Origin of the sequence: Vibrio sp. Vb0304, assembly GCF_033338995.1 — a bacterium.
GTDB classification, from domain to species: domain Bacteria; phylum Pseudomonadota; class Gammaproteobacteria; order Enterobacterales; family Vibrionaceae; genus Vibrio; species Vibrio alginolyticus.
This window is the reverse complement of the sequence record NZ_JAWOTT010000005.1, coordinates 61,693-87,485: the sequence shown is the minus strand read 5'-3', so window position 1 is coordinate 87,485 and position 25,793 is coordinate 61,693. Positions and strand designations below refer to the sequence as shown.

Annotated in this window: 27 protein-coding genes; 9 read left to right on the top strand and 18 right to left on the bottom strand. The window is 42.3% G+C overall.

The features are described from left to right. Positions 1-5 precede the first annotated feature (5 nt). Genes potC through potA form a run of 3 tightly spaced genes read right to left on the bottom strand, consistent with a single transcriptional unit; the run spans position 6 to position 2,732 of the window. Positions 6-776, bottom strand: coding sequence for a spermidine/putrescine ABC transporter permease PotC (potC, locus tag R7P35_RS09565; protein ID WP_005389180.1), 771 nt, complete (start codon positions 774-776; stop codon positions 6-8). Continuing rightward, entirely contained in the window at positions 776-1,636 is an 861-nt protein-coding gene (gene potB / locus R7P35_RS09560; protein WP_005377512.1) for a spermidine/putrescine ABC transporter permease PotB, read from the bottom strand. Before potB ends, potC begins: the two co-directional genes overlap by 1 nt. Next, positions 1,617-2,732 (bottom strand): spermidine/putrescine ABC transporter ATP-binding protein PotA, encoded by a 1,116-nt coding sequence (potA, locus tag R7P35_RS09555; RefSeq protein ID WP_017634901.1) that lies wholly within the window; start codon positions 2,730-2,732, stop codon positions 1,617-1,619. Before potA ends, potB begins: the two co-directional genes overlap by 20 nt. A 400-nt stretch (positions 2,733-3,132) precedes the next feature. Here potA and R7P35_RS09550 point away from each other — a divergent pair, with 400 nt between their 5' ends. The 4 genes from R7P35_RS09550 (at position 3,133) to ttcA (ending at position 6,527) form a co-directional block, all read left to right on the top strand. Next, the gene (locus R7P35_RS09550; protein WP_005389175.1) at positions 3,133-3,930 is read left to right on the top strand and encodes a hypothetical protein; all 798 of its coding nucleotides are present in this window, start codon (positions 3,133-3,135) and stop codon (positions 3,928-3,930) included. Beyond that, positions 3,923-4,759 (top strand): glucosaminidase domain-containing protein, encoded by an 837-nt coding sequence (locus R7P35_RS09545; RefSeq protein ID WP_042522974.1) that lies wholly within the window; start codon positions 3,923-3,925, stop codon positions 4,757-4,759. Before R7P35_RS09550 ends, R7P35_RS09545 begins: the two co-directional genes overlap by 8 nt. A 13-nt stretch (positions 4,760-4,772) precedes the next feature. Further along, positions 4,773-5,435 carry a DUF2987 domain-containing protein gene (locus R7P35_RS09540; RefSeq protein WP_042522976.1) on the top strand — a complete coding sequence of 221 codons (663 nt, stop codon included), beginning with the start codon at positions 4,773-4,775 and terminating at the stop codon, positions 5,433-5,435. 198 nt (positions 5,436-5,633) lie between these two features. Then, positions 5,634-6,527, top strand: a complete 894-nt coding sequence (ttcA, locus tag R7P35_RS09535) for a tRNA 2-thiocytidine(32) synthetase TtcA (protein ID WP_213904919.1) — start codon at positions 5,634-5,636, stop codon at positions 6,525-6,527. Between the two features lie 140 nt (positions 6,528-6,667). Here the strand turns inward: ttcA and uspE are convergent, their stop codons facing one another. The 10 genes from uspE to ccoN all read right to left on the bottom strand — a co-directional run bounded on the left by uspE (position 6,668) and on the right by ccoN (position 15,669). After that, positions 6,668-7,615, bottom strand: coding sequence for a universal stress protein UspE (gene uspE, locus R7P35_RS09530; RefSeq protein WP_005377500.1), 948 nt, complete (start codon positions 7,613-7,615; stop codon positions 6,668-6,670). Positions 7,616-7,795: 180 nt separating this feature from the next. Further along, a complete protein-coding gene (locus R7P35_RS09525) occupies positions 7,796-8,542 on the bottom strand; it encodes an FNR family transcription factor (RefSeq protein ID WP_005377497.1) in 747 nt (248 codons plus the stop codon). A gap of 90 nt (positions 8,543-8,632) precedes the next feature. Next, the gene (locus R7P35_RS09520) at positions 8,633-9,313 is read right to left on the bottom strand and encodes a sulfite exporter TauE/SafE family protein (RefSeq protein WP_017634899.1); all 681 of its coding nucleotides are present in this window, start codon (positions 9,311-9,313) and stop codon (positions 8,633-8,635) included. Positions 9,314-9,321: 8 nt separating this feature from the next. Next, entirely contained in the window at positions 9,322-9,486 is a 165-nt protein-coding gene (gene ccoS / locus R7P35_RS09515) for a cbb3-type cytochrome oxidase assembly protein CcoS (protein WP_005377493.1), read from the bottom strand. A 15-nt stretch (positions 9,487-9,501) separates the two neighbouring features. Continuing rightward, complete coding sequence (locus R7P35_RS09510) at positions 9,502-11,865, bottom strand: heavy metal translocating P-type ATPase (protein WP_042522977.1); 2,364 nt, start codon at positions 11,863-11,865, stop codon at positions 9,502-9,504. Between the two features lie 4 nt (positions 11,866-11,869). Beyond that, positions 11,870-12,346: a FixH family protein gene (locus tag R7P35_RS09505; protein WP_005377489.1), complete on the bottom strand. Its 477-nt coding sequence runs from the start codon at positions 12,344-12,346 to the stop codon at positions 11,870-11,872. Between the two features lie 105 nt (positions 12,347-12,451). Continuing rightward, positions 12,452-13,426 carry a cytochrome-c oxidase, cbb3-type subunit III gene (ccoP, locus tag R7P35_RS09500; protein ID WP_005377487.1) on the bottom strand — a complete coding sequence of 325 codons (975 nt, stop codon included), beginning with the start codon at positions 13,424-13,426 and terminating at the stop codon, positions 12,452-12,454. After that, positions 13,426-13,599: a cbb3-type cytochrome oxidase subunit 3 gene (locus R7P35_RS09495; protein WP_005377485.1), complete on the bottom strand. Its 174-nt coding sequence runs from the start codon at positions 13,597-13,599 to the stop codon at positions 13,426-13,428. The genes ccoP and R7P35_RS09495 overlap by 1 nt, the downstream gene beginning before the upstream one ends. 9 nt (positions 13,600-13,608) lie before the next feature. Further along, on the bottom strand, positions 13,609-14,229 hold the full coding sequence (gene ccoO / locus R7P35_RS09490; RefSeq protein ID WP_005377475.1) for a cytochrome-c oxidase, cbb3-type subunit II: 621 nt from the start codon (positions 14,227-14,229) through the stop codon (positions 13,609-13,611). Positions 14,230-14,241: 12 nt separating this feature from the next. Beyond that, entirely contained in the window at positions 14,242-15,669 is a 1,428-nt protein-coding gene (gene ccoN, locus R7P35_RS09485) for a cytochrome-c oxidase, cbb3-type subunit I (protein ID WP_005396488.1), read from the bottom strand. A 257-nt stretch (positions 15,670-15,926) separates the two neighbouring features. Between ccoN and R7P35_RS09480 the strand changes: the two genes are divergently transcribed. The 3 genes from R7P35_RS09480 to R7P35_RS09470 all read left to right on the top strand — a co-directional run bounded on the left by R7P35_RS09480 (position 15,927) and on the right by R7P35_RS09470 (position 19,289). Further along, complete coding sequence (locus R7P35_RS09480) at positions 15,927-16,283, top strand: hypothetical protein (RefSeq protein ID WP_005377473.1); 357 nt, start codon at positions 15,927-15,929, stop codon at positions 16,281-16,283. A 113-nt stretch (positions 16,284-16,396) separates the two neighbouring features. Next, positions 16,397-17,578 (top strand): FIST signal transduction protein, encoded by a 1,182-nt coding sequence (locus R7P35_RS09475; RefSeq protein WP_025766636.1) that lies wholly within the window; start codon positions 16,397-16,399, stop codon positions 17,576-17,578. Then, on the top strand, positions 17,568-19,289 hold the full coding sequence (locus R7P35_RS09470; RefSeq protein WP_025766635.1) for an ATP-binding protein: 1,722 nt from the start codon (positions 17,568-17,570) through the stop codon (positions 19,287-19,289). Before R7P35_RS09475 ends, R7P35_RS09470 begins: the two co-directional genes overlap by 11 nt. Before the next feature lie 620 nt (positions 19,290-19,909). Here the strand turns inward: R7P35_RS09470 and R7P35_RS09465 are convergent. The 3 genes from R7P35_RS09465 to matP all read right to left on the bottom strand — a co-directional run bounded on the left by R7P35_RS09465 (position 19,910) and on the right by matP (position 21,124). Next, positions 19,910-20,233, bottom strand: a complete 324-nt coding sequence (locus tag R7P35_RS09465) for a hypothetical protein (protein ID WP_025766620.1) — start codon at positions 20,231-20,233, stop codon at positions 19,910-19,912. Positions 20,234-20,347: 114 nt separating this feature from the next. Beyond that, on the bottom strand, positions 20,348-20,659 hold the full coding sequence (locus tag R7P35_RS09460) for a DUF3634 family protein (protein WP_005377468.1): 312 nt from the start codon (positions 20,657-20,659) through the stop codon (positions 20,348-20,350). Between the two features lie 15 nt (positions 20,660-20,674). Next, positions 20,675-21,124 (bottom strand): macrodomain Ter protein MatP, encoded by a 450-nt coding sequence (matP, locus tag R7P35_RS09455; RefSeq protein WP_005396497.1) that lies wholly within the window; start codon positions 21,122-21,124, stop codon positions 20,675-20,677. Between the two features lie 210 nt (positions 21,125-21,334). Here matP and R7P35_RS09450 point away from each other — a divergent pair, with 210 nt between their 5' ends. Both R7P35_RS09450 and fabA read left to right on the top strand, forming a co-directional pair. Then, the gene (locus tag R7P35_RS09450) at positions 21,335-22,975 is read left to right on the top strand and encodes an AAA family ATPase (protein ID WP_005377458.1); all 1,641 of its coding nucleotides are present in this window, start codon (positions 21,335-21,337) and stop codon (positions 22,973-22,975) included. Between the two features lie 70 nt (positions 22,976-23,045). Further along, positions 23,046-23,564: a bifunctional 3-hydroxydecanoyl-ACP dehydratase/trans-2-decenoyl-ACP isomerase gene (gene fabA / locus R7P35_RS09445; protein WP_005390081.1), complete on the top strand. Its 519-nt coding sequence runs from the start codon at positions 23,046-23,048 to the stop codon at positions 23,562-23,564. A gap of 140 nt (positions 23,565-23,704) precedes the next feature. On the opposite strand, the gene rmf is transcribed toward fabA, so the two are convergent. Both rmf and R7P35_RS09435 read right to left on the bottom strand, forming a co-directional pair. Then, complete coding sequence (gene rmf, locus R7P35_RS09440; protein WP_005377453.1) at positions 23,705-23,878, bottom strand: ribosome modulation factor; 174 nt, start codon at positions 23,876-23,878, stop codon at positions 23,705-23,707. 181 nt (positions 23,879-24,059) lie between these two features. Further along, positions 24,060-25,793, bottom strand: a complete 1,734-nt coding sequence (locus R7P35_RS09435; RefSeq protein WP_025766617.1) for a DUF3466 family protein — start codon at positions 25,791-25,793, stop codon at positions 24,060-24,062.

The following is a 25,793-nucleotide window of genomic DNA, read 5'->3' as shown; positions in this document are numbered from 1 at the left end:
GGATTCTACTTCACTTTTTCTCTTGCTAGCAACTGAGAAATTACTACCAAGACCAAAGAAACAATCAACATCACCGTTGCTAGGGCGTTCACTTCCGGTGAAATGCCCACCTTAACCATGGAGTAAATCTTCAATGGCAAGATTTCGTATGTTGGACCCGTTACAAACGAGCTGATGATCACATCGTCCAAAGACAGGGTAAAGCTCAATAACCAACCTGCGGCAACCGCTGGTTTAGCGAGAGGAAGGATGATCTGTTTCAAGATAACCCACTCGCTTGCACCAAGGTCTTTTGCTGCTTCCAACATTTTCACATCAAAGCCATTTAAGCGGCTGTATACAGTTACCACAACGAATGGTAGACAAAAGGTGATGTGAGCAATCAATAGAGTAAAGAAGCCTAGCTGTGCGCCCAATACAAGGAACAGAGCAAGTAATGAAATCGCCATTACGATATCTGGAGACATCATTACGACAAACAGCATGCCGTTTACCGCGCCTTTACCTTTGAACGAGTAACGGAATAAAGCAACAGCCGTCAAGCTACCAATAATGGTTGCAGCTGTCGCTGAAAATACCGCTACGTTCAATGAATGCCATGCAGCCTGCATTAGGCTGTCGTTATTTACTAAAGTTTCGTACCATTTCGTGGTGAAACCGCCCCATTTCATACCAAATTTATTGGCATTAAATGAGTTAACAATTAAGACGATGATTGGCAGATACAAAAATGCATATACCAGCGCCATAAAGCTAAATCTAACTGTGCGTCCCATTAGTCTAGCTCCACTTTCTTATTCAATAGTTTGCCTGCTCTGTAGTAAGCGTAAAGCATCACAGCCATTGCGAAGGTGAGGGCGATACTGGTCGCAGCACCAAATGGCCAGTCACGAGCGTTCAATACTTGGCTCTTAATAACGTTACCAATCAGTAGGTTCTTCGCACCACCAAGAAGGTCAGAGATGTAGAACATACCTAGTGCTGGTAGCAGAACCAACAAACAACCACCGATAATGCCAGGCATTGTCAGAGGTAGAATCACTTTCGTAATGGTTTGGAACTTGTTCGCACCAAGATCTTTCGCCGCCTCGATATAAGTGTTGTCCAACTTCTCGATTGCCGAGTAAAGCGGCAGAATCATAAATGGAAGCAGGATGTACACAAGACCAATCATTACTGCTGTTTCGGTGTACATAATACGTAATGGCTTATCGATGATTTCCATCGCCATTAATGATTTGTTCAAAATACCTTGTGTACCCAGAACAATCTTCAGGCCGTAAGTACGGATAAGAGAGTTTGTCCAAAAAGGTACGATAACTAAGAACAACATGAATGGGCGCCATTTCTCTGGCATTTTCGCTATGATGTAAGCAAATGGGTAACCAATTACTAAACACAACAACGTCGCCACGATCGCCATGTAGAACGAGTGCATCAGCACTTTCGCATACAAGGGGTCGAGTAGACGTAAGTAGTTGTCGAAAGTAAATGTCATTTCGATTAAGTTTGCTTCATCACGCGTTAAGAAACTCGTACCGATAATCATCACATTTGGTACCAACACGAAAAGTGTTAACCAACCGACGATTAAGGTAATGATCGCGTTTTGAAGATTAATCTTCTTGCTTATCATTGAGGACTACCTCCCAGCTCTCAACCCAAGTGATAGCGACTTTCTGGCCAAGTGAGTGGTCCACATCAGGATCATCTTCGTTAAAGAATTCGCTAACCATTACACGCATGCCCGAATCCAATTGGATAACTGAATCAAGCGTCATACCTTTATAGGTACGCTCTGTTACGTGACCTACGATGCCTTTTTCTTCAGACTCTTTGATCTCTTCGATACGTAAGTCTTCTGGGCGAAGTAGTACTTGCAGTTTTTCACCTGCTTGCGCTTCCTGATCGTAGTAAACAACAGATTCGACACCTTCGATTTCTGCACGGATACGTTTCTCGTCGATACGCTCTAGCATGGTTGCGTTGAATACGTTGATCTCACCGATAAAGCGAGCAACAAATAGGTTCTTCGGCTCTTCGTAAATCTCACGTGGAGAACCATCCTGCTCGATAACACCATCGCGCATTACAATAATGCGGTCAGACATCGATAGGGCTTCTTCCTGATCGTGCGTAACGAAGATAAAGGTAATACCAAGTTGACGCTGAAGCTGTTTAAGCTCGATTTGCATTTGCTTACGCAGTTTGTAATCAAGTGCCGATAGAGATTCATCTAGCAGCAGTACTTTTGGTTTGTTAACAACCGCACGCGCAATGGCGATACGTTGTTGCTGACCACCAGAAAGCTGATGAGGCTTACGCTGTGCCATTTTTTCTAGGCGCACCATGCGCAGTGCTTCCATTACTCGTGGTTCAATGTCCGCAGTAGGCGTTTTCTGCATACGAAGACCAAAAGCGACATTCTCATATACGGTCATGTGTGGAAACAATGCGTAACTTTGAAATACCGTGTTGACGTGCCTTTGCTCTGCAGGAACCTGTGTTACATCCTGGTCATCCAAAATAATTTGACCGTTATCTGCCGTTTCAAAACCTGCAATCATGCGTAAAACTGTTGTCTTACCACAACCAGAAGGCCCGAGAATCGTCAGAAATTCACCATGATTAACATCCAGATTTAAATTACCGATGATTTCCTTACCATCGAAACTTTTACTAATACCAGATAAACGAATAACTGGCTTTCCTGCTTGCGGTTTTGCGTTCAACGTCTGTATTTCCCCCACGTTCAAGCCGGGATTATCCCAGCTGATGTGACACTAACCATTCACTTTTGAGGCGCGCATCATAATCACCAAAAGTGTGAAATTAAAGCATTTTCTTATCTTGAAACAGAAATAATTTTGCAGGAAAAAGCCATCATTCCTTACCATACTGTTTTTATGAGATTAATTGGCATCTAGACACAGTTTGATAGCACTAAACTTTGTTCAACAATTGTTTCAATTTCATGACCTTGAAAGTGGTTAATTATCAACCATACAGTTGAGATTGCAAGGATTGTAGGTGAGTTGTGATGTTAGATGTGGAAAGATTTCTTTATAATGACGATTACATTAATTGACTGGAATTCCAGTCAAAATTTTACAAGTTAGTCTTGGATAAACTATGAACGACGATTTTGAGAAAGATTTCAATCTTGGGGGGAGTGTAGAGCGAGCTTTGTCTGGCAACTACGAGCTTAAAGCTGGCGCGGTTTTTAACGAAGCTTGGCGAGCAACCATCCAGCACTTTTTATCATTTTCTCCTGCCATTATTGTATTGCTTTTTGTCCAGTTAGGTATTTTCTATATTGCATTAAAACTGCAGTTGGGCGATTTGAGCGTTATTCTTGATGCATTTGAGAACCCAGAGTCGTTCACAAACGATATTGTGTCTTCTATTTATGTCGCGAATTTCAGTTATGAGGTGATTAGCGCACCAATTTATGCGGGGATCAGCTTGATGGCTATGAGCCATGTCGCCGGCCTGAAGACTAAGTTGCGCCATGTTGGAAAGGGGTTGCAGTTCACCATTCCTGTTATTCTAGCAACGCTCATGAGCTTAATGCTACAAGGTGTGGTTGGTATGATTTTTCCTTTACTGTCGCTGTATCTTTCCTTGGCATTTAGTCACTCTATTTTGTTGATTTGTGAGAAAAGGGTGCCACCAATGCAAGCGTTGCTGTTATCACTTCGCGCAATCAACAAGAAGATTTTTGTGGTCGCGGGGCTTTACTTAGGCGTGATGTTAATGTTTATTATTGCAGCAATGTTCTACGGTATTGGCTTGATTTTTGTGCTGCCATTCTTCTTCCATTTGAAAGGCATACTCTACCGCGAAATGTTTGGAATTAAGCTTAAGATCGTTACAACACAGAAAAACGATAATGATCACGATGGTAACTCACAGGTGTTTGATGCCTAATTCTTTGAAATCAATAAGTTTACGAGTGGCGGCAACCTGTATAGCCGCCACTTTTATTTCTATAGGCCCATATTTACACTACGAGAAACAGTTTAAATATGTGGAAAATCCTGACGTACTCTCTGGCAAGATTAAGCATGTCGATTTATCACACTTGCCATACATCGGTGATATCCCAGACTTCAATTCAATAAAAGATACGAAAGAGAAAAAAGCTGCTTTTTTTGATTTTTTAAGGCCTAAAATTGCTCTTGAGAATCAACGAATTCGTCATGAGCGGGCCTTTCTTACCTCTTTAAAGGTGGGACAAGTGACGCAAGAACAACAAGAGTATGCTCAGCGGTTATCATCTCTGTATTCGTTGCCCTCGAGTAACGATAAGATTGATCAAGCATGGCTAGACGAGATGCTTGTGCGAGTGAACGTCTTACCTGAAGCCTTGGTTCTAACTCAAGCGGCAAATGAATCTGCGTGGGGCACTTCTCGTTTTGCTACTCAAGCAAACAACTTGTTCGGCCAATGGTGTTATAAAAAGGGCTGTGGAATTGTTCCAGCGCAACGTGGCGCTAACAAAGTTCATGAAGTTGAAAAATTCGATTCTGTACAACAGTCTGTTCATGGCTACTTTATGAATGTTAATCGAAACCCAGCGTATGCAGACCTGCGTGAAATCAGAACATCTCTGGCTGAAAAGAACAAGGGCTTGTTAACGGTTGCAACCGCGTCAGAGTTAACGCATGGGTTGCTAGCCTATTCTGAACGTGGCATCGCCTATGTACACGATCTTCGCGCTATGATTCGTCATAACAACGCCTACTGGACGCAATAAAATAACGGATAAAATGAAAAAGTTAAGCCTAAGTCTATTGGGAAGTGCGGCGCTAATTCTTGTATCGCCGATAACCCAAGCTCAAGAGTACATGTTCACGTACTCAAAGTTATACACTCAACTAAAAAACAACAATAAAGAAGGGCATGACGATGTGAAAGTTGGTGTCTTTTTTGTGGACGCAAAAACTAAACAAATTTGTACGATAGAAAAAGCTTGGATGGAAAAAGAAGAGCACTATGAAGAGTTTGTTATCCCTGCTTCACAAGAGTTGCCTTTACCTGTTGATAAAAACTTAAAGTCAGCGAATCCGTTGGTTTTTATCGATACCCCAAAAGATACACGTTGCGATTACTCACTTGTCGTGATGACCAAAGAACCATTACAGGGTAACGTTTCTTACGAGCAACTTAAGCCTCTTCTACCTCAAATGCAGACGATGCTGGAAGATTTAGGCGGTATGTTTGCGGGTTGGTTTACACCGGAAGTTCAAGGTGTGACGATGGAGTTTGCAAATCAACTGAATGATAAAGTGATTTTCTCAAACGGAACCGAAAAGCCAATTGTCAATGGCAAGATACAAGTCGCACTAAGTGAAATAGGGCAAGGTGGCACAATGACACTACCAGAACCGACGATGCGAGTGTTACCTTATCTACCTAACGCAAAGAAATGAACACTGAACGTTTAGAAAGGGCTGCAATCGCAGCTCTTTTTTAATTTTGACCGTAACTAAAGTATCTTTCACACTCTTTTCTTAAAGACTCAATAAGACAAGCATTTAATCCTGCGTAAAAAGCTCGTATAATCCACGCCCCAAAGAAACCCATGTTAGGAAGTCCTAGTCGATTTATCGGCGATGTGAGAGCCCGCAATGAACCAAATAGATACAAGAAAAGAAACCCTAGAATTCAACAAGCTTCAGAAACGCCTAAGAAGACATGTTGGAAATGCCATTACTGATTACAACATGATCGAAGAAAGCGATGTTGTAATGGCATGTATTAGCGGTGGTAAAGATTCATTCGCGATGCTTGATATCCTGCTGAATCTTCAAAAAGCCGCACCGATCAAATTTGAAGTGGTTGCGGTAAACCTAGACCAAAAACAACCGGGCTTCCCTGAGCACATTCTGCCAGAGTATTTCGAAACACTGAATATCCCTTACTATATCGTCGATAAGGACACGTATTCCGTCGTAAAAGAGAAGGTACCAGAAGGCAAAACCACTTGTGGTCTGTGTTCACGCCTGCGACGTGGTACGCTGTATTCATTTGCAGAGAAGATTGGTGCAACTAAGCTTGCGCTAGGTCATCACATGGATGACATCGTCGAAACAATGTTCTTGAATATGTTCCACGGCTCTCGCCTTAAAGCGATGCCACCAAAGCTACGCTCTGATGATGGCCGTAACGTGGTCATTCGTCCATTGACTTACTGTCGTGAAAAAGATTTGATCAAATACGCTGAGCACAAGGATTTCCCAATAATTCCGTGTAACCTTTGTGGCTCTCAAGAGAACCTTCAGCGTCAATCTATAAAAGCAATGTTGATTGAATGGGATAAGAAGACGCCAGGGCGTGTGGAAGCAATTTTTAAATCAATTCAAAACGTAAGCCCAAGCCAACTAGCAGACCGCGAATTGTTCGACTTTGTTAACTTACCGCTAGATCGTGAAGGTAACCGCGAAGAGTATGAATTTAATGAGGCTGTCGTTTCTTCGACGAATATTGATGAATCGATGTTCATCGATGTTACGAACATCTAACTCGTAAAAAAGGAGGTTAATTAGACCTCCTTTTTTGTACCCAACGCTTTAACTGTTCCCAAACAAAAATCCCCCTGTATTCGGGGGATTTATTAGCGCTTATTTGAAAGCGCTCAATACATAGCAATACTAAAGAGAGATTAGGTTGCTGTATTTGGGTCGAGAGGGCTAATGTAGCCTTTTGGTTTTAGAGCCAACACGTCGCAATTTATTTTATCAATTACGTGCTCCGCTGTATTACCAATAAAGACAGCAGAAAGCCCTGTTCGCCCTGTGGTACCTAAAATAACCATTGCTGCGTTCAAGCGCTCTGCAGCTGCCGGAATGACATCTTCAGGTAAACCTTGCTCAACTATCGTTTGTTCTTCATCAAGACCATGTTTTTGGCGTAGTGCTTTCATAGCCGTTAAATGATGACCTCGCACTGCATCGGTATAAGTCGTTGGGTCAAATTCAGGAAGTTCAATCGTAATGTTCGCCGGTGTAACGGGGTAGGCGTTAACAAGATATGGCTTGGCCTCAAGCCGAGTGGTGATTTCTTTTAATCGCTCGACCATCGTATCGTTGAGATCAATATGAGTCGGGTTTTCTGAGCCCACATGTACTGAGGCAAGGATACTTGCTTGTTCCGGCCAAGCAGCATTCTTAATAAGAAGCACTGGAATAGGGCATTTTCGCAACAAGTGCCAATCTGTCGGTGTGAAAATGACAGACTCTAAAACATCATGCTTACGTGTGCCTTTGATGACTAGGTCATGATTGCCTGCATAGACTTCAGCAATAATCGCCTCATAAGGGCGGTTGTGCCAGACAACACAAACATCAAAGTCGAAGCCATCGTTTAGGTATGGTTGAGCAATTTTACGCATCCACTGCTCACGCTGATGAATGACACCTCGACGCATAGCATCTCTTTCATCCACTGATAGCATTGACGTCATGTCATACGAGAAATCGTAAATGGATAAAAAGAAAGTGATTCGGCTTCTAGATACACTTTTCTGAGCTAATTGAACAGCTCTTGCAAGTGCGGGCTGCTCATCATTATTGATGTCAGCTACAACAAGGATCTTACTGTATATACTCATAACTAAGCCCACTTCTATTGCAAAACCAGATACTGAATGTAAATTAAATCAGTATTTTGGAGTACTCACCGTACATTTTTACTGTAGCTTAGTTTGGAGAACTTTTTGAGGACTTTCGAAAGGAATTTATGAGAAATATGATGTAGCTCATTTTCGAGCTACATCAATAATTAGGGTGTATTATTCTTTAGTTACACCAGCAAGTTCCATCAATGCATCGTGGTCTAAGATAGTGATATATTTACCTTTTACGCTTAGGATCTCAGATTTCTGGAAACGACCTAACAAACGACTGATCGTTTCGACTGTAAGACCAAGGTAGTTGCCAATATCACCACGAGTCATAGTTAAACGAAACTCTCTAGGGCTGAAGCCACGCTGAGAAAAACGCGTTGATAGGTTGTAAAGGAAAGCAGCTAGTCGCTCTTCTGCGTTCTTTTTAGAAAGAAGCAAAATCATTTCCTGATCACCTTTAATTTCGTTACTCATCAAACGCATGATTTGCTGGCGAAGCTTAGGCATTTTACCCGATAGATCGTCTAAAATTTCGTATGGGATTTCACATACCATCGACGTTTCGAGTGCTTGAGCAAAGCTAGGGTGGGAGTCACCAGTGATAGCATCGAAACCGACTAAGTCTCCAGCTAAGTGAAACGCTGTGATTTGCTCATCACCTTGCTCTGTGATCGTATAGCTCTTGATGGTACCAGAGCGGATAGCGTATAGCGATTTTAGCTCATCACCGGCCTTAAAAAGCTCTTGTCCTTTTTGAATAGGCTTCTTACGTTCGATGATTTGGTCAAGCTGATCAAGTTCTGCCTCATTTAGAGTGAACGGGATACACAGTTGACTAATGCTACAATCTTGGCAATGAATGGCGCAACCGCCTGATTGGATACGCTTTGTTGCAGGTTTTTCAGAAATCATAACAACCTTTCACTATTTGATATACATCAATATTTTAGCATCGCTTAATCCTAAAGGGTAGCAAAAATGTCACCTCAATAGAGTTTAACGTTATATGAAACCGAGTAACGCTAAGGCTCCTACAGCGGTATACGTACCATAGCCAATAAGGATTAATGCTGAAATATTTCTAAATATTAATGATTTTTGTAATTTCTGAAAATGATTGGCACCGTATCCAATAATAAGCATTGCAGGTAGCGTTCCGAGCCCAAACGCAAGCATAATTAGGCCGCCGTTCATCGCACTACCAGAAACCGCCGACCAAGTAAGCGCTGAATAAACTAAGCCACATGGTAACCAACCCCAAATAAAGCCAAATGGCAACGCGTGAAGAGGATGCTTTAGTGGCAACAGATTCTTCCCTGCCGGCGAGATAAAGCGCCAGATATACTGCCCTAGCTTTTCTATTAAAAGTAAGCCTTGCCACCATTTAGCAATATACAGCGCGACCAGGATCATGAATAACGCAGCAATCAGCCTTAACCAAGCAAGAGAGTGCGTTAACCCACTAAGCTCAGATAAACCTGATATAGCACCACCCACTAATGCACCTATTAAGGTATAACTGATCAATCGTCCGAGGTTGTAGAAGAGGGGGATAAGAGGGGTAGTTTTATTTTTAGCAGAAGAGCCCATGGTAAGTAGAGACGCGATACCACCACACATACCCATACAATGACCGGCTCCTACTAAGCCGATCATCAACGCACCGATAAAATCAGGAGTCATAAAGGTCGCTACTTTTTATCACTATTAGATTGGTCTTCTTCGTCGAGAAGAATGTTGTGCCCTTGCCGTTCAAGATCTTCAAACTGATCGCTTCTTACCGCCCAAAGAAAAACGGCGACAGCAACACAAACGAGAACGATAGCGATGGGAATCAATATATAAAGACTTTCCATGTTTGCTTTCTCTACTTATTTCTCTTTGAGCAGGCGCAAAGAGTTAGATACAACGATAATTGAGCTTGCAGACATGCCAACTACTGCAATGTAGGGAGCCACTAAACCTGCGACCGCCAAAGGCAAAATTAACAGGTTGTAACCCAAAGACCAAGCCAAGTTTTCTCGAATAATCTTTCTTGTACGCAGTGCAAGCAAACGTGCTTCTAGTAGCTTTTCGAGATTATCCCCAAGTAACGTCATATCTGCAGAAGCTTTAGCGACATCTGTACCACCGCCCATTGCGACAGAAAGGTGAGCTCCGGCGAGAGTCGGCGCGTCATTGATTCCATCACCAACCATCATAGTGATACTGTTTTCGTCCAAGCTCTTAAGGTATGCAAGCTTATCTTCTGGCTTTGCTGACGCGACGATGTGATCGATACCAATTTCATTCGCCACTGGTTGGGCGTTTGAGAGAGAATCACCAGTTAGCAGGGTTGTCTTAATTCCAGCGTCAGCAAAACGTTGAATAAAGGCTTTGCTTTCTTTTCGGATAGGGTCGCGGTAGTAAAAGCTAGCGACATGCTTGCCATCAACCGACAGATAGACCGCCTGGCTTTCACCACTTTCTTTGCCTTGAACAAAAGCAGCACTACCTATCTTAACGATTTTGCCATTCCACATACCCTCAATCCCTGAACCAATCACGTTTTGCACGTCAGACACGATAAAGTCATCATTGGTGTAAGTTGCAAAAGAACGAGCGATAGGGTGGTTTGCATGAGCCTCTAAAGCTGCAGCTAGTGATAGACAATCTTTCTGTGGGAGATCACTAAGTATCTTTGTTTCACAGATCTCAATATCACCTTTCGTTAGAGTGCCTGTTTTATCTACAACTAAGTGGTTGATCTTACATAGTGTCTCAAACACATGGCCTTTACGAAGTAAAATGCCAAAATTACCCATTCTAGAGGTAGCACAAGTGAGTGCGGTCGGTGTGGCCAGAGATAGCGCACATGGACACGTAGCGACTAGCACAGACAGCATGATCCAAAACGCATCATCTGGTTTTGTTTGATGCCAGTAAAACCAAGTACCAGCAGAGATAATAAGAATCACACCAACAAAGTAACGGGCGACAATGTCTGCAATTTCCGCAATTTTAGGTTTGGAGTGTTGAGCTTCATCTTGTAAACGCACGATGTTAGAAATCATTGAATCGGCCTTTGAGCTTACTACCTCAAGTTCAAATGATTCGTCTCCGTTTAGCGTTCCCGCATAAACAATATCGCCTTCTCGTTTCACAACATGCACTGACTCACCCGTTAGCATGGATTCATCAATATGAATACGGCCTGAAATAACTTTACCGTCAGCGGGGATATGTTCACCAGGTAGAACGCGAATACGAACGCCAACTTTTAGCGTCTTCACGGGTATCTGATCACCGTCCAGCGTTGTAGCAATTGCCGGAATCAACTTAAGAAGGTTACCACTCGCTGCAGCAGCTTTGCGACGAGCGCGCATCTCTAAGAATCGACCTACTAACAAAAAGAAGGTAAACATCGAGATAGATTCAAAGAAGACTTCGCCTTGTTCAGTTACTGTTGCAACTAAACTTGCAACATAGGCAAAGATCAACGCAATAGAAACCGGGACATCCATACCAAGGGTTCGGCCTTTGATACTGCGCCATGCGTTTAAGTAAAATGGAAGAGCGGAATAAAGCAAAACAGGAGTAGCAAAAATCAAACTTACCCAACGAAAGTAACTTTTAAACTCTGGCTCTAAATCACCAAAGACTTCGAGATACAGTGCAACGGCGAGCATCATGACCTGCATGGTTGCTAAACCTGCAATACCTAGCCGATATAGATATTGCTTCATCATTCGATGGTAAGAGGCTTCTTGCTTATCTGCTTCAAAAGGTGCAGCTTTGTAACCAAGTTTATGAATAACGGAAAGGAGCTCGCTTAACCGTACCTGAGTTTTATCCCAGGCTAGTAACGCTCGATTGGTGGTTGTATTAACACGGATAGATACCAACCCGGCCGTATTAGAAACTTGCTTTTCGATTAACCACGCACAAGCGGCACATGAAACGCCTTCCAAAGAAAGGGTTACTTCAGAAACATTTTCGCGATTTCGTACGAATTCAGATTGTACATCCGCATTGTCATAATGAATTAAAGCTTGGAGTTGCTCTGGTACTAGATCTGCCTTTTCTGCAGGCGCAGTGCGGTATTGGTAATATGATACAAGACCACTATCGACAATAGTCTGCGCCACAGTTTCGCAGCCCGGACAACACATGTCGCGAATTTCACCCAATATTTCTACTTTGAAATCCGTGTTGGCTGGTACATCTTCACCGCAGTGATAACAGGATTTACACATATGCTTACTTCATTAACGGTGTTGAAGAGGCAGGAAACTCAACTTTACCTTGGATCATCCATTGCTTGTCGTGTGGTTGTAGTTCAACAAACCATGGTCCTTGAATAGATTCCTCAGCTTTTAGTCGGTAATTACCAGATGCATCCGCTGTTACAAGCTTTGTGAAGTCACGATCAGGAAGAGTACGATGAGTGAAAGTGGCCGTTAGAGCAGGGTAATGAGGTAGCTTCCCTTTAGCGAAAACAATCACAACATTGTTATTTTCAGAGGAAATCTCAGCGTTAAGACCTAGGTCACGAGCGACATTCATTTTACTAATGTCGATATTAATGCCTTTGCCTTTTTTATAGTAATCCTCGGCGACTAAAGAAACAGAGTTGTTCGAGAAAACGACCACAGTAATCACAGTCCAAACTACGACAGTAAGAGGAAGGATGATTAGGAACCACGGCCAAAATTGTTTATACCAAGGCTTTACCATAAAAAAGTTCTCAACAGCTAAATGAAAAAATGTAAGGCGTTAAATTTAAAGGAAAGACAGCCCCTATGAAAGGGGCTGTTATTGCTATGTTACGTAATATCTCAGTTACTTACTCTCTGAGTTACTTAAACTCCAGACATATGAGGCAACGAGCTGAACTTTATCTTCACCCAAAATGTCTTTCCACGCAGGCATTACGCCTGAGCGTCCGTTCATTACGGTTTCTGTTACAGCTGCACGAGAGTCACCAAATAACCAGTCTTGGTCTGTAAGGTCAGGCGCACCGACTGCAGGGTTACCCTTACCATCGGTACCATGACAAGCAGCACACACTACGAAGCGTGCTTTACCTGCCGCGGCTTCACGAGCATTTACTTTACGACCAGATAAACTAAGTGTGTAACTTACAACTTCTTGAACACCTTGCTCACCAAGGGCATCTTTCCATGCTGGCATTTGACCAATACGGCCGTGCATGATGGTTGTAACGATCGCTGCTGGCTCGCCACCATATAGCCATGCATCATCAGTCAGGTTAGGGAAGCCTTTCTGACCACGTGCATCAGAGCCATGGCATTGAGAACAGTTTTGCAAAAACAAACGCTGACCAACTTTTAATGCTTCAGGATCTTGCGCAATTTCAGGAATTGGGCGTAGACCACTGTCATTGTGCGCAAGTTTACGGAATGCTTCGCCGAAGTAAGCGTCGGCATCATCCAGTTCTTTTGCATATTGGTTTAGTTGCTTGTTCTCTTGTGCTGCAGCGATGGCTTCTTTTGACTCTTCTAGTGAGCGAACGGTTTGAGCCGAACTCTGCCAGTTTAAAAAGCCCTTGAAGCTACCTAGACCTGGGAATAGGGCAAGGTAAACTGCTGCGAACACAAATGTGCTTACAAACAGGTAAGTCCACCACTTTGGTAGAGGGTTGTTTAGCTCGCGAATACCATCGTACTCGTGGCCCATGTCTTCCCCTTCCTCGACGCCCATTTTATCTTTAGCGCACCAAGTCAGGAGAATCGCACAGCCTACTAGCGTACCGACAGTAATCACGATAATCCAGAGACTCCAGAATGTAGTCATTACTTCTTCACTCCTTGGTTATTAGGGGTCTTTTGTTCTTCGTCAGCAAACACCAAGTTGGCATCTTCTTCAAAGCGTGCTTTACGCTTTTTACTAAATGCCCACCATACGATGCCAATAAAACTAGCGAAGAGTACAACGGTATAAATACTATGAATTGTACCGAAATCCATATGATCCCCTTACTTCATTGCATGACCAAGAGACTGAAGGTAAGCGATGATTGCATCCATCTCTGTTTTACCTTCTACTTCTTTAGCCGAATTCGCGATCTCTTCATCAGTGTATGGAACGCCGAACTGATCACGAAATAGCTCAAGTTTCTTCTGAGTTAGCTTACCGTCTAAAACGTTTTCAGCTAGCCACGGGAAACCTGGCATGTTTGACTCAGGTACAAGCTCACGAGGATCTAACAGGTGAACACGGTGCCATTCGTCAGAATAACGACCACCAACACGAGCTAAATCCGGGCCTGTACGCTTAGAGCCCCAAAGGAATGGGTGTTCCCAAACACTCTCACCAGCAACAGAGTAGTGACCGTAACGTTCAGTCTCTGAGCGGAAAGGACGAACCATCTGGCTGTGACAGACGTTACAACCTTCACGGATGTAGATATCACGGCCTTCCATCTCCAAAGGAGTGTAAGCGCGCAGATTTTCTACAGGTTCAGTCGTTTGCTTTTGGAAAATCAGAGGAGTGATCTCTACAAGAGCACCCCAACTGATAGCAAACACGATAAAAATAGCCAACAAACCGACATTACGTTCTAAGATTTCATGGCGATTATTAGAATTATTACTCATTCTTAAATCTCCTTATGCCGGATGTGGGATAGCTTTTAGGCTTTCTTTAGGTGCACTTACCGTTTTGTACGTGTTGTATGCCATTAGGAACATACCAGATAGGAAGATAAATCCGCCTAGGAAACGTACAAAGTAGAACGGATAAGACGCTTCTACAGATTCAACAAAACTGTAAGTTAGCGTACCGTCAGAGTTAACCGCGCGCCACATAAGACCTTGCATTACACCAGAGATCCACATCGCAACGATGTAAAGAACGGTACCGATTGTTGCTAGCCAGAAATGCACATTAACTAGACCAACAGAGTACATACGCTCTTGGCCAAATAGGCGAGGTACCAAGTGATATACAGAGCCGATAGAAACCATCGCAACCCAACCTAACGCACCAGAGTGAACGTGACCAATGGTCCAGTCTGTGTAGTGAGAAAGTGCGTTAACCGTCTTAATCGACATCATCGGGCCTTCAAAGGTAGACATACCGTAGAACGACAGTGAAACGATTAGGAAACGTAGGATAGGGTCATAACGAAGCTTATGCCATGCACCAGATAACGTCATAATACCGTTGATCATACCACCCCAAGAAGGAGCAAATAGAACCAGCGACATAACCATACCTAGAGACTGAGTCCAGTCTGGTAGCGCTGTATAATGAAGGTGGTGAGGGCCTGCCCAAATATATAGAGAAATAAGTGCCCAGAAGTGAACGATAGATAGACGGTAAGAATAAACAGGACGTTCAGCTTGTTTAGGAACGAAGTAGTACATCATACCTAGGAAACCAGCGGTCAGTAGGAAACCTACCGCATTGTGTCCATACCACCACTGAACCATCGCATCTACTGCGCCCGAGTAAATCGAGTAAGATTTACCAAGTGACACAGGAATAGCCATGCTGTTCACGATGTGAAGTACTGCTACTGTGATAATAAAGGCACCGAAGAACCAGTTTGCCACATAAATATGTGACGTGTTTCGCTTCACTAGTGTGCCGAAGAACACCACCGCATATGATACCCATACTAGCGCAATTGCGATATCAATAGGCCATTCTAGCTCAGCATACTCTTTACCCGATGTTAAACCGAGAGGCAAAGTAATGGCTGCTGCCAGGATGATTGCTTGCCAACCCCAAAAGGTGAAGGCAACGAGTGGGCCACCAAAAAGACGTGTTTGACATGTGCGCTGTACAACATAATAAGACGTTGCGAACAGAGCACTGGTACCAAACGCAAAAATTACCGCATTAGTATGCAGTGGACGTAAGCGACTGTACGTCAACCACGGCGTATCAAAGTTTAGCTGTGGCCAAACTAATTGAGCGGCAATCAAAACACCAACAGCCATACCAACTATGCCCCATAAAATGGTCACAAGGGTAAATTGGCGAACGACTGTATAGTTGTAGTTTTGTTCAAGCTGCTTTACTTGGCTCATTTGCATGCTTCCAATTTCTAATTAACTACACTTTTACTTCCAACACGACTTGCGTCGTAACACCACCCAAGTAAACTCTAGAATTCAAGTGTTATCATCACCTTATTTCCATTGCTGACTTTAATAAAAAGTGGCATTTTCAGCGTGACACTATACTTGAATTAACAATTCAATGACAGGGTAGTAACCTTACTGGACCTCTGGAAATCATTTTTTATTTAAAAAGTTTGAAGTTTGTAACAAGGATATTAGTAATTATGCCTGCACAAAAGTTAACAAAGGCGCGACTTGCACAAATCTTAATCATGCTCAGTGTTTTAATAGGCGCATTTTTCTGGCGTACCTTTACACACGAGAGTGTTAATAGCGTTGACTGTTCACAAAAAGAACGATGCGATGTAACAATTGAAGGAGAAATAATCACGATTAATCGTGACTCAATGGGAATTTCGCTCGAAACGACAGAAAGTAGCACTCTAAAAATTGATCTAAATCAATCTGGTAATTTTATCAATCTCAACGAGAAGCATAAGTCAGTAGAATGGGACATCATGCCTGAATCGAAAAAAATCACCTTTAAAAAAGGTGAAAACATTGTTGTAGTTCAATTATAAATACGATCTATCACGAGATAATCGTAACTTATTAATGAAATTAACACCTTCTTACCTAGAGAAAATTGGTTGGAATGGTATAACAGCAGAGTGATATCCAATTATAAAATCGTATGCATTGCCAATCAGTTTTTACTCATATTAAAGATGAAGACTCAGCGATAAAAACGCTCAGGTCCGAATTGACACAACAGAGCTTGTCTTACGTGATGTGTTACTACACGGAAGAATACAATTTTGAGTTGATTCGAGAAGCGTTTCTTGCGCATTTTCCTGGTGTGCCTTTTCATGGCGCCAGTTCATGTCAAGCCGTAATGACAGATCAGGGCTTTCATACAGGCCCAGTAATTGCGGCACTTGCTGTTTATGATACAGGTCCTCATGCTTATGGTACTGGTATTTCTAATCACAACTCAGGTGACAGCGTCACCAAGGCTTTGGATATGGCCCTTGAGAACGCAAACCGTGTAGGAGAGGTACCAAACTTAATTCTACTTCATGCTACACCAGGGCAAGAGGAATCAATCATTGCGTCTATAGATGAAAGATTTGGAACTCTAATTCCAATTATTGGTGGTTCGGCCGCTGATAATAACATCGCTGGGAAATGGTCTGTGATAACCGCCCAAGGCTCTCAAACTTCAGGTTTAAGCTTAACTCTCTTTTACTCCTCTCAACCTGTTGATATCGCTTTTAGCGCTGGGCATACACCAACTAATATCAAAGGTGTTGCAACCAAGACCAACGATAGATGCTTACTTGAAATTGATAATGAACCTGCGCTCAATGTTTATAGAAGGTGGACAAATCACCAGGATAACCAAGTAGGTAAAGATAATATGCTGTTTACAAACTCGAGTGCTTATCCATTAGGGCGGATCGCAGGTCATCTCTATGATCGCCCATATTACAAGTTATCCCATCCGATCCGTGAGACGCCAGATGGTGGAATCGAGTTGTTTACACGAATAGAAGAGGGTGACGAGCTCACATTAATGAAAGGAAGTCGTGAGCATCTCGTTGCGCGCGCTGCAAAAGTCGTCAATGCCGCTTTTAACCAAAAATTAGAAGAGTCTCGAAAAATTGGAGTGATAAATATCTTTTGCGCAGGTCCCATGTTGCACTTAATGCAAGACATGAATAGCGTTTGTGAACAAATTAACCAAGAACTAGAACATTTGCCTTTTATTTGCCCTTTTACTTTCGGCGAGCAAGGTAGATTTATTGGTGGTGAGAATGGACATGGAAACCTGATGATTTCATCGGCTATATTCCATAAACCTTATGAAAGATAAATACTTAGACATATATCAACAGGAAGCGCTTCAAGAAGCGTTAGTTGAGCTAAAGCAGGCTAGACAAAGAGAACGACTACTCGCTGATGAAAACAAGGCCATTCTTTCCGCGATATCTGCGATGAGTGAGGCAAAGAATCGGCATGAGATATTTACGGGATTAAACAATGTCCTCAAAAAGTACATCAACTTCGATGATTTTATTGTACTGACTCGCGATGGTGAGCGATATCCCTTCAGGACATTGATATCAACTAATAGCGTATTTGACAATGTATCCTGGTTACACGGTAACACCTATCAAAGAGCTCTCAATGGTGAATGCATTCTACTGTTCGAGCCAGATAAACTCGCTGAGTTTGTTAACTTAAACAGCTTTATAAAAAGCCATGTAAACTCGGTCGTTTTAACTGGTATACGTTCAGAAGTAACGCAAACCGTAATCCTACTTATTGGAGCTCAGAAAGGGCACTTTAGCATAGAGAATAAGGAAACCTTGAGGCGGTTTCGTCCCTTAATTGAAAGGGCGGTCATTGATATCGAGACCAAAGAGAAGTTACAACGTATCGTTGAGGTAAGAACAACTCAGCTCGCTAAAGCAAGAGAAGAAGCAGAGCTTGCGAACCGCTCTAAGTCGGAGTTCTTAGCGATGATGAGCCATGAAATAAGAACCCCTTTAAATTCCGTTCTTGGAATGCTAGATATACTGAAGCAATCAACCTTGTCAGAAGAACAAATTGATGCGTTGAGCCAAATGGAGTGCTCTGCAGAGTTACTTCTCGCGATAATCAGTGACATTCTTGATCTCTCTAAAATCGAGTCTGGTCGCTTTCAGCTCAATGAACAATGGATTAATTTAAGAGACACTGTCACTTTTGTTATTTCTCAGCAAAAACAAATAGCTAAGAAGAAAAATCTCCAATTTAAACTCAACTGTACTGTCACTAATGACAAACAATTTTGGATTGACTCCACGCGGTTATCTCAAATCCTGTTTAATCTAATAGGGAATGCAATAAAGTTTACAGACGAAGGTGAAGTAAAAGTTTCTGTATCTGAGCAAGATGCTGAACTTGTGATCTCAATATCTGACACTGGAATTGGTATATCTAAAGCAAAGCAAGAGCACTTGTTTACGGCATTTCATCAAGGAGACCGTTCCATCACGAGACGCTTTGGTGGTACAGGACTGGGACTCGCAATAACCAAGCATTTAGTTGAAATGATGCGTGGCAAGATTGCCGTTAAAAGTGATGAGCATGTTGGTTCAACCTTTACGATTTCGATTCCAGTTTTGACTCGTTGTAATCAAAATCGTCCAGTTAGAATCGAAACCAATCAACCGACAAAAGCAATGGAACTTCTCGTCGTAGAAGATACCGAGTCGAATCAGTTCGTAATAAAGCTTATCTTAAATAAGCTTGGCCATAATGTTCATATCGCAAGCCATGGAGCAGAGGCATTAACATTTTTAGAAGAGAATGAGGATTTAATCGATTTGATTCTCATGGATGTCTCGATGCCAGTGATGGATGGAATTACCGCAACAAGACTTATTCGAGATAAAGGTCTCAGGACCCCAATTATAGCGTTAACTGCACATGCGCTAGAAAGCGATAGAGATAAATGCCTGGATGCCGGTATGGACGGATTCATTTCCAAGCCAGTTAGAAGACAAGATATCTTTGAAGCTATACAGTCATTTCAATAAGCAAAAAGGCGTTAATATAGATCTTAACAATCGATAGATTATTAAGATCTATATTAAGTATTTTATGGTAAATAACCATTATGTTTAATACTTACAGTAAGGCCCTTAAATTTAAAATCTGCAGGGGAATAGGAGCATACTCAGACAGCATTTAGCGTACGGCGATATGCAATTTAACATAACACATATAATGCGCATCAAGGAGTGAGATCTCAAAGCAATAATGTCCGGTTTTAGCTACTTTAAAATGTCCTCCTAAGATTAACAACATTGTTTGCTTTTGAGGCTTTAACCGAGGCTCCTGTGGACTTGCAATCGCTAGTTTGGTTTGTGGTTATGCTTACGAAGCAAATCAAATCTCTTATTGAAAATTGATGCGCGCTTAGTCCCCGACTTACTGGCGTGTCCTTCCGTAAGCACCTGAATCAATCTATGTATGGTGATGATGGCCAACTCACTGAATTTGCCATTCAATGGCATCACGATTACTAACTTAAGCGCTACCAAACAAAAAAGCCTTTCATACTCGCCTCGTACAACAGCAAAAATCAGCTAAACGCTCTAATCGCTCCGCAACGAAATCTGCCAAAAATCACGAGCTCAGTTGCGTTCTGAAACATTTATAAGCCTGTGGTTATATGGAGGCGAATGTACTTTTCGGGGTATTTGTAACGATAGCGTTTTCCTTTCTTCAAGTTGGACTTAACGTACCTACACACTTTTTGGTCACCACTGCTGGTTACTCTTTTTATTACTGCGTTTTTACTTTTGTGCTCCATTTCTATCATGACGTCACAATAACCTTGATAGCCATCAAACTTATTGTCTACTTTCTTTTGAAGCTTAGTCTTAATCTTTTTAGCCAACAGGTTCGTTTCTGAATCGTCAGCAAAAACTGAATTACTTGCAAAGATCAATACCATTAAAGTTACAACGTATCTCATCGTTTTGGTCCGTTTATGTTGTTGATTGTTCGATGATAAGTAATTTTTCTGTAGATACGAAAATGGGACGCCACATTGCGTCCCATTTAACATGATGAAGTAACTGATATGTAATTAAGCGCGCTTCTTGCCTTTGTTTGCTTTGAAGCCCTGGTGCGGAAAAACGTTACGAATCCTCTGTTGAACTTTTTTGGGAATGCCTTTGGAAAAGCTTAAGCGCATTCCTGTTCGTTGGCTATACACCTTCATTTCACCAGTAAACGGGTTATGCTCACTAATATCCTGTAAGTTGTGTTTGAAAGAAGGAGGTAGATGCCCTTTTACGTTACTAATATGGCCATTATCGAACTTTACTTTTAACACCGGCCTATCGACTGCGATCAACCAAAAGATCACGATGGCTGCAATTAAGATTACATATAACATTTGGCACTCCCTATCCTAGCTAGATAGCAATTTACTCAAATCCTCTTTAATTGAGGTAACTTTTTGACTCGCTTTTTCACTTCTCGACGCTTCGGAAAGCAAATATTCAATTGCGTCAGATAACGTACAACCAAGTTCATTCGCTCTACTAGAAAGCTTTTCCCAAACTCGGTAATCTAAATCAATGGATTTCTTCTTTGTATGGACTTGCTCTGCATTGAAGTGACGTTTCCGTTTCGCTCGGATAGCCTGCTTGAGTTTATTATCTAACTCTTCTGACATGTGGTTTTCTATCCAAGCTAAGACAAGTGTAGGCTCGTGTTCAAGGCGTTTTAGTTCTGCGACCGCTGCATCTGCTTCGCTTGTATCAATATGTCGGGTAATCGCTTCACCATCTTTCCATTTTTTGATGAGATACTTCCATTTCCACCCACATTCTAGATTCTCAAGCTGCTGATATTTCATTTGTTCCGACCCATAAACATAACCTAGTGACAGCGTAACCCAGATGGTTTACTTGGGCAAATAAAACTCTTAGAAGTATCGATGTTGATCACTCATTTGTCTAAGTATTGTTCATTGAGAGATGAATGCCGAGAGCAAACCAAATTGGTGCTAGGGTGTTATAGTCCGTTTCGTTATAATGTCGGCAAGATTGAATTACGATGAATTTTAATGAACCAACTTAATTGGCAAGACGTAACACCTTCACTTGAGCAGTACGAAGCACTTTTAAAGTCTGCACCTTCGTTACCAAAGAAGTCTTTTACTGATCTCCAACCGAGAATGTCGGCAACGATATCTCGTTTTTCAAAAATTTCCGGATTGACGCGAGTACTACTCATTAACTGCGTAGATAATTCTGTATATAGAGAGTTCATCAGTAAAGCTCTTCAGAGCCAGTCTAACGCTGCGATAGTTTTTTCGGAATCACTTGATGCCAAACGTTTATTTGACCGTTACAGTGTTGATGTAAGTGGTGATATTGCCTTCCAACCTGGTTTAATTTCACAGGCAGATAACGGTTACTTAATTGTACCGGCTAATCTAATTTTGGCTAACCCAGGGCTTTGGCCAAATATAAAGTCTGCAATTCAACAAAACCTTATCGAGCCACTGAACCTAAGCCCTACTCGTTTACCTACTTCAGTACCGCAAGCTAAAGCTTATGATGTAAAACTGATTGTAACAGGAGAAAGAAGTCAGTTAGCAGAGCTAGAATACATCGATGAAGACTTCTGTTCTGGCTTTGCCATGTATACGGAAGTTGAAGAAGATATTCATCTGTCAGAGCAGAATTTGACAGATTACTTTGGTTTAGTGAACTGGATATGTTCTCAATATCAGCTGCCTCACTTAACTGAATGTGGTTTTAGAAGATTGTTGCTAGCCGGTATGAGATTTACTGAAGATCAACATTATCTGCCTTTAGGAGTAATGTGGCACTCTCAACTTCTAACGCTTGCCAGCCAGTTCAGTGATGGTCACGCATTAGATTACAAGTCGTTAGATAAAGCGATTGACGACAAGTATTACCGAGAATCTTACCTTCCTCAGCGTGCCGTGTACGATATTTTAGATGGACAAGTCATCATTGAGACAACTGGGGAACAAGTTGGTCAAATCAATGGCCTAACCGTTATTGATATGGCTGGGCACCCTGTCAGCTATGGTGAGCCTGCACGAATATCTTGTGTAATTCATTTTGGTGATGGCGATGTTTCCGATGTTGAGCGCAAAGCTGAGCTTGGAGGCAATCTACATGCAAAAGGCATGATGATTATGCAAGCTTTCTTGAGCTCTGCTCTGAAACTGGATGAACCACTGCCTTACTCTGCCTCCATCGTATTTGAACAGTCTTATAGTGAAGTTGATGGTGACAGCGCATCTCTTGCAGAACTTTGTTGCTTGGTGAGTGCTTTATCTGAATCTCCAATTAATCAACAAGTTGCTGTTACAGGAGCTGTTGATCAGTTTGGTCGAGTGCAAGCCGTCGGTGGCTTGAACGAAAAAATTGAAGGCTTTTATCAGGTTTGTAAACATCAAGGTTTTACAGGAAATCAAGGTGTTGTGATGCCAAAATCAAACCTTAAACACCTTGCATTACATAAAGATGTAATAGAAAGCATTAAAAATGGTGAGTTCCATATTTGGTCCGTTTCTACCGTAGATGAAGCTATTCCGATTGTAATGAATAAACCTTTTAGAGGTGAAGACGATAGCATTATTGGCAAAATAGCGGAACGTATTGAAAACTTTGAAAGACATGAGCATCCAGAAGGAATTGTGCAGCGCATCAAAAACTGGTTTGTCTAGTACTGATCGGAGTTGTTTAGCGTACACGTGTTCACTAAGATGCAGCTATCAAAAATTGGAGTAATTGATAATGCAAAACAAACGTGATTCTTATAACCGTGACGATCTACTTGCTTCTAGCCAAGGCGAACTGTTTGGGCCTGGTTACCCTCAGCTTCCTGCGCCAAACATGCTAATGATGGATCGTGTTACTAAAATGTCTGAGACTGAAGGCGATTTTGGTAAAGGTTTGATCTTGGCGGAATTGGATATTACTCCAGATTTGTGGTTCTTTGACTGCCACTTCCCTGGCGACCCAGTAATGCCGGGTTGTCTTGGCCTTGATGCGATGTGGCAACTTGTTGGTTTCTTCCTTGGCTGGGTTGGTGGCAAAGGAAAAGGTCGTGCTCTGGGTGTTGGCGAAGTGAAGTTTACAGGTCAGATCCTGCCAACAGCGAAAAAAGTGACGTACGAAATCCACATGAAACGCGTTGTAAACCGTAAACTTGTGATGGGTTTGGCCGACGGTCGTGTATGTGTGGACGGCAAAGAAATCTACGTAGCAAAAGATTTGAAAGTTGGCTTGTTCCAAGACACTTCAAGCTTCTAATCACGATTTTAATCGATTTATTAAGGCTCCTATTTAGGAGCCTTTTTGTTGTCGAGTGTTAACCTACTTCCCTATGTCCCTATAATGTAGAAAAGGCTCCGTAGAGCCCTTTCGAATCCTTCTTTTTGTATGTGGAGAGTTTATTTGTAGAGACCAGATTGTCTTTCATCTCTGGCATCACGCCAACCACCTAACCAATACGACCGAGCATCAACTTGTTGATATGGGCAAGCCTCTTGAGACCTTCCATTCAACCCAGCTTTGTAGCCTTGAGATTGAGCTCGTTCTAGGCGATCACGCTTTTGTCTCTTCATAGTTAATTCCTCATACAGGTCCATTTACTAACGTACAGCTGTTATTGTGAAACTTTGATGGAGTTTTTATGACTCCACTTATAAGAATCGATCAAAGTAGGCAATTTCTCAAGGCATAAAAAAAGCAGAGACTCAAATGTGTGAGCATCTGCTTGATTTAAAAATTACTGACGATTTTTAACTATTTTCTACGGAACCCAAACAATCCAAGCATGGTCAAAGCTAACCAACCAAGGCCTGCACCTTGACGCTCTGTCGTCGTTGAGTCAATGCTTCGAGATACGATGTCGTCCTTAGTTGCGTCAGCAATAGGTACTAGTTTGACTGCTACAATTTGCTCTTCAGAGCTACATGTCGCATTGTTTGCTGTTGTGCTATAACCACCTGCACATTTCATAGCTGTACCAGAGATCACACCTGCATCATTGATATCAGTTGCGTCGATAATACGGAACTGATTGTTTTGTTCAGAGTAATCACCGCCATTAGTCAAACTGTCTAGGAACCAAGCTTTTCCATTAAACAATGTTGCAGCACGTTCACTAGTCTCGCCACCTAGGCTATATGGATAGATAAAACCGCGCTTACGACGTGGCTTGCCATCGTCTTCACGAGTCGTTTCTGCATCAAGTTGCCCGACGATTTCATTGTAAGAGTTGATACCGCCCATCTTACCGCCCGCACCGCTAAAGAAAATGCCAGTAGTTGGGTAAAAAGCGCTAATAGAATCCTTACGAACATCATCTACGATAAAGAGACGATTCGGAGCAGAGCCCGTTGGCATTAAGTATCCGCCCGAACGTTTTGCTTCACCAATAGCAACAAAATTAGAGTTAACGTCGGTTAATCGTGAGTTTGTATGAACCGTATCATCACCCTCGCGCTGTCTAGCTCCTACAACAACTTTGTTTTTCCAAGTTGCGTTTTCAACGCTACCTTCGGCTTCTAGAGTTCCGACAAAAACAGTCGCATTCAGGTAGTTATCATCACTGTAAGTGTTGTAACCTACGCCATAGACCGTAGTTCCATCAGTGACAAGGTCACGCATGCTCCCTTGAGCTAACCTTTCTCCATCTTTAGATGTGCCACTTGGCCAAGCCAATTCACTGACGGTTCCGCTTTGATCCCAAATCGCTGCTTTTGATGTGTGGTGAGATCCATTGGTATTGCTTGCTGTTCGAGAAACACTGCCAACAGTAAAATTGCCGTCTGTGCTCCAAGCATGGCTTTGCACAACACTTGCGTCACCATCGCCAGTAAGAATATTTGGCTCTACTGGTGCAACTACGGTATTTCGTGTTTCTAATGTAGAAGTATTTTCTGTGCTAACTTTACTCTGATTACCGACAGCTGCACCATCCTCGGTAAGCTGGTTGATAACATTGTTATATTCATTTTTATAAGCAGCAGAATCTTCTTCTATGAACGCTAACGCATTAGAAGTAAAGTCTTTACTACGTTCTTTATTCCACGGCGTCCAGTTTACTGAAGCCCATGAGTCACAGGTGGAATAGCGAAGCTGGTTGTAACAGTAACGCTCAAAGTCTTTGAGTTCTTGGATGTAATAAAAGCCAGCGTCTAATCCGAATGGGATTTCTTCACGATAGCTGTTCCCATCCACGGCTTGTGTCGCTGAAATCGGTGTAGTGCGAGTTTCCATTGCAAGTTTAAACTGCTCTGGCGTGCAGTTTGCTGCTGCATCAAAGCAGCCTAGAGCGAAAGGTGAACCTGTTGAAGGATCTGTACCTGCATTGCCCTGTTGAATTGCAACCCCGTAAGCCGTTTGGTAGTCACCGTTTGAACCATGATCCTGAGGTGAAACCTCAACAACTTGATACAATGCCGCCTGTGCGTTCATTGTGGTACCAACCATCATTGCAATGGCGGTCAATTTGAATTTATTACTACAATTCAT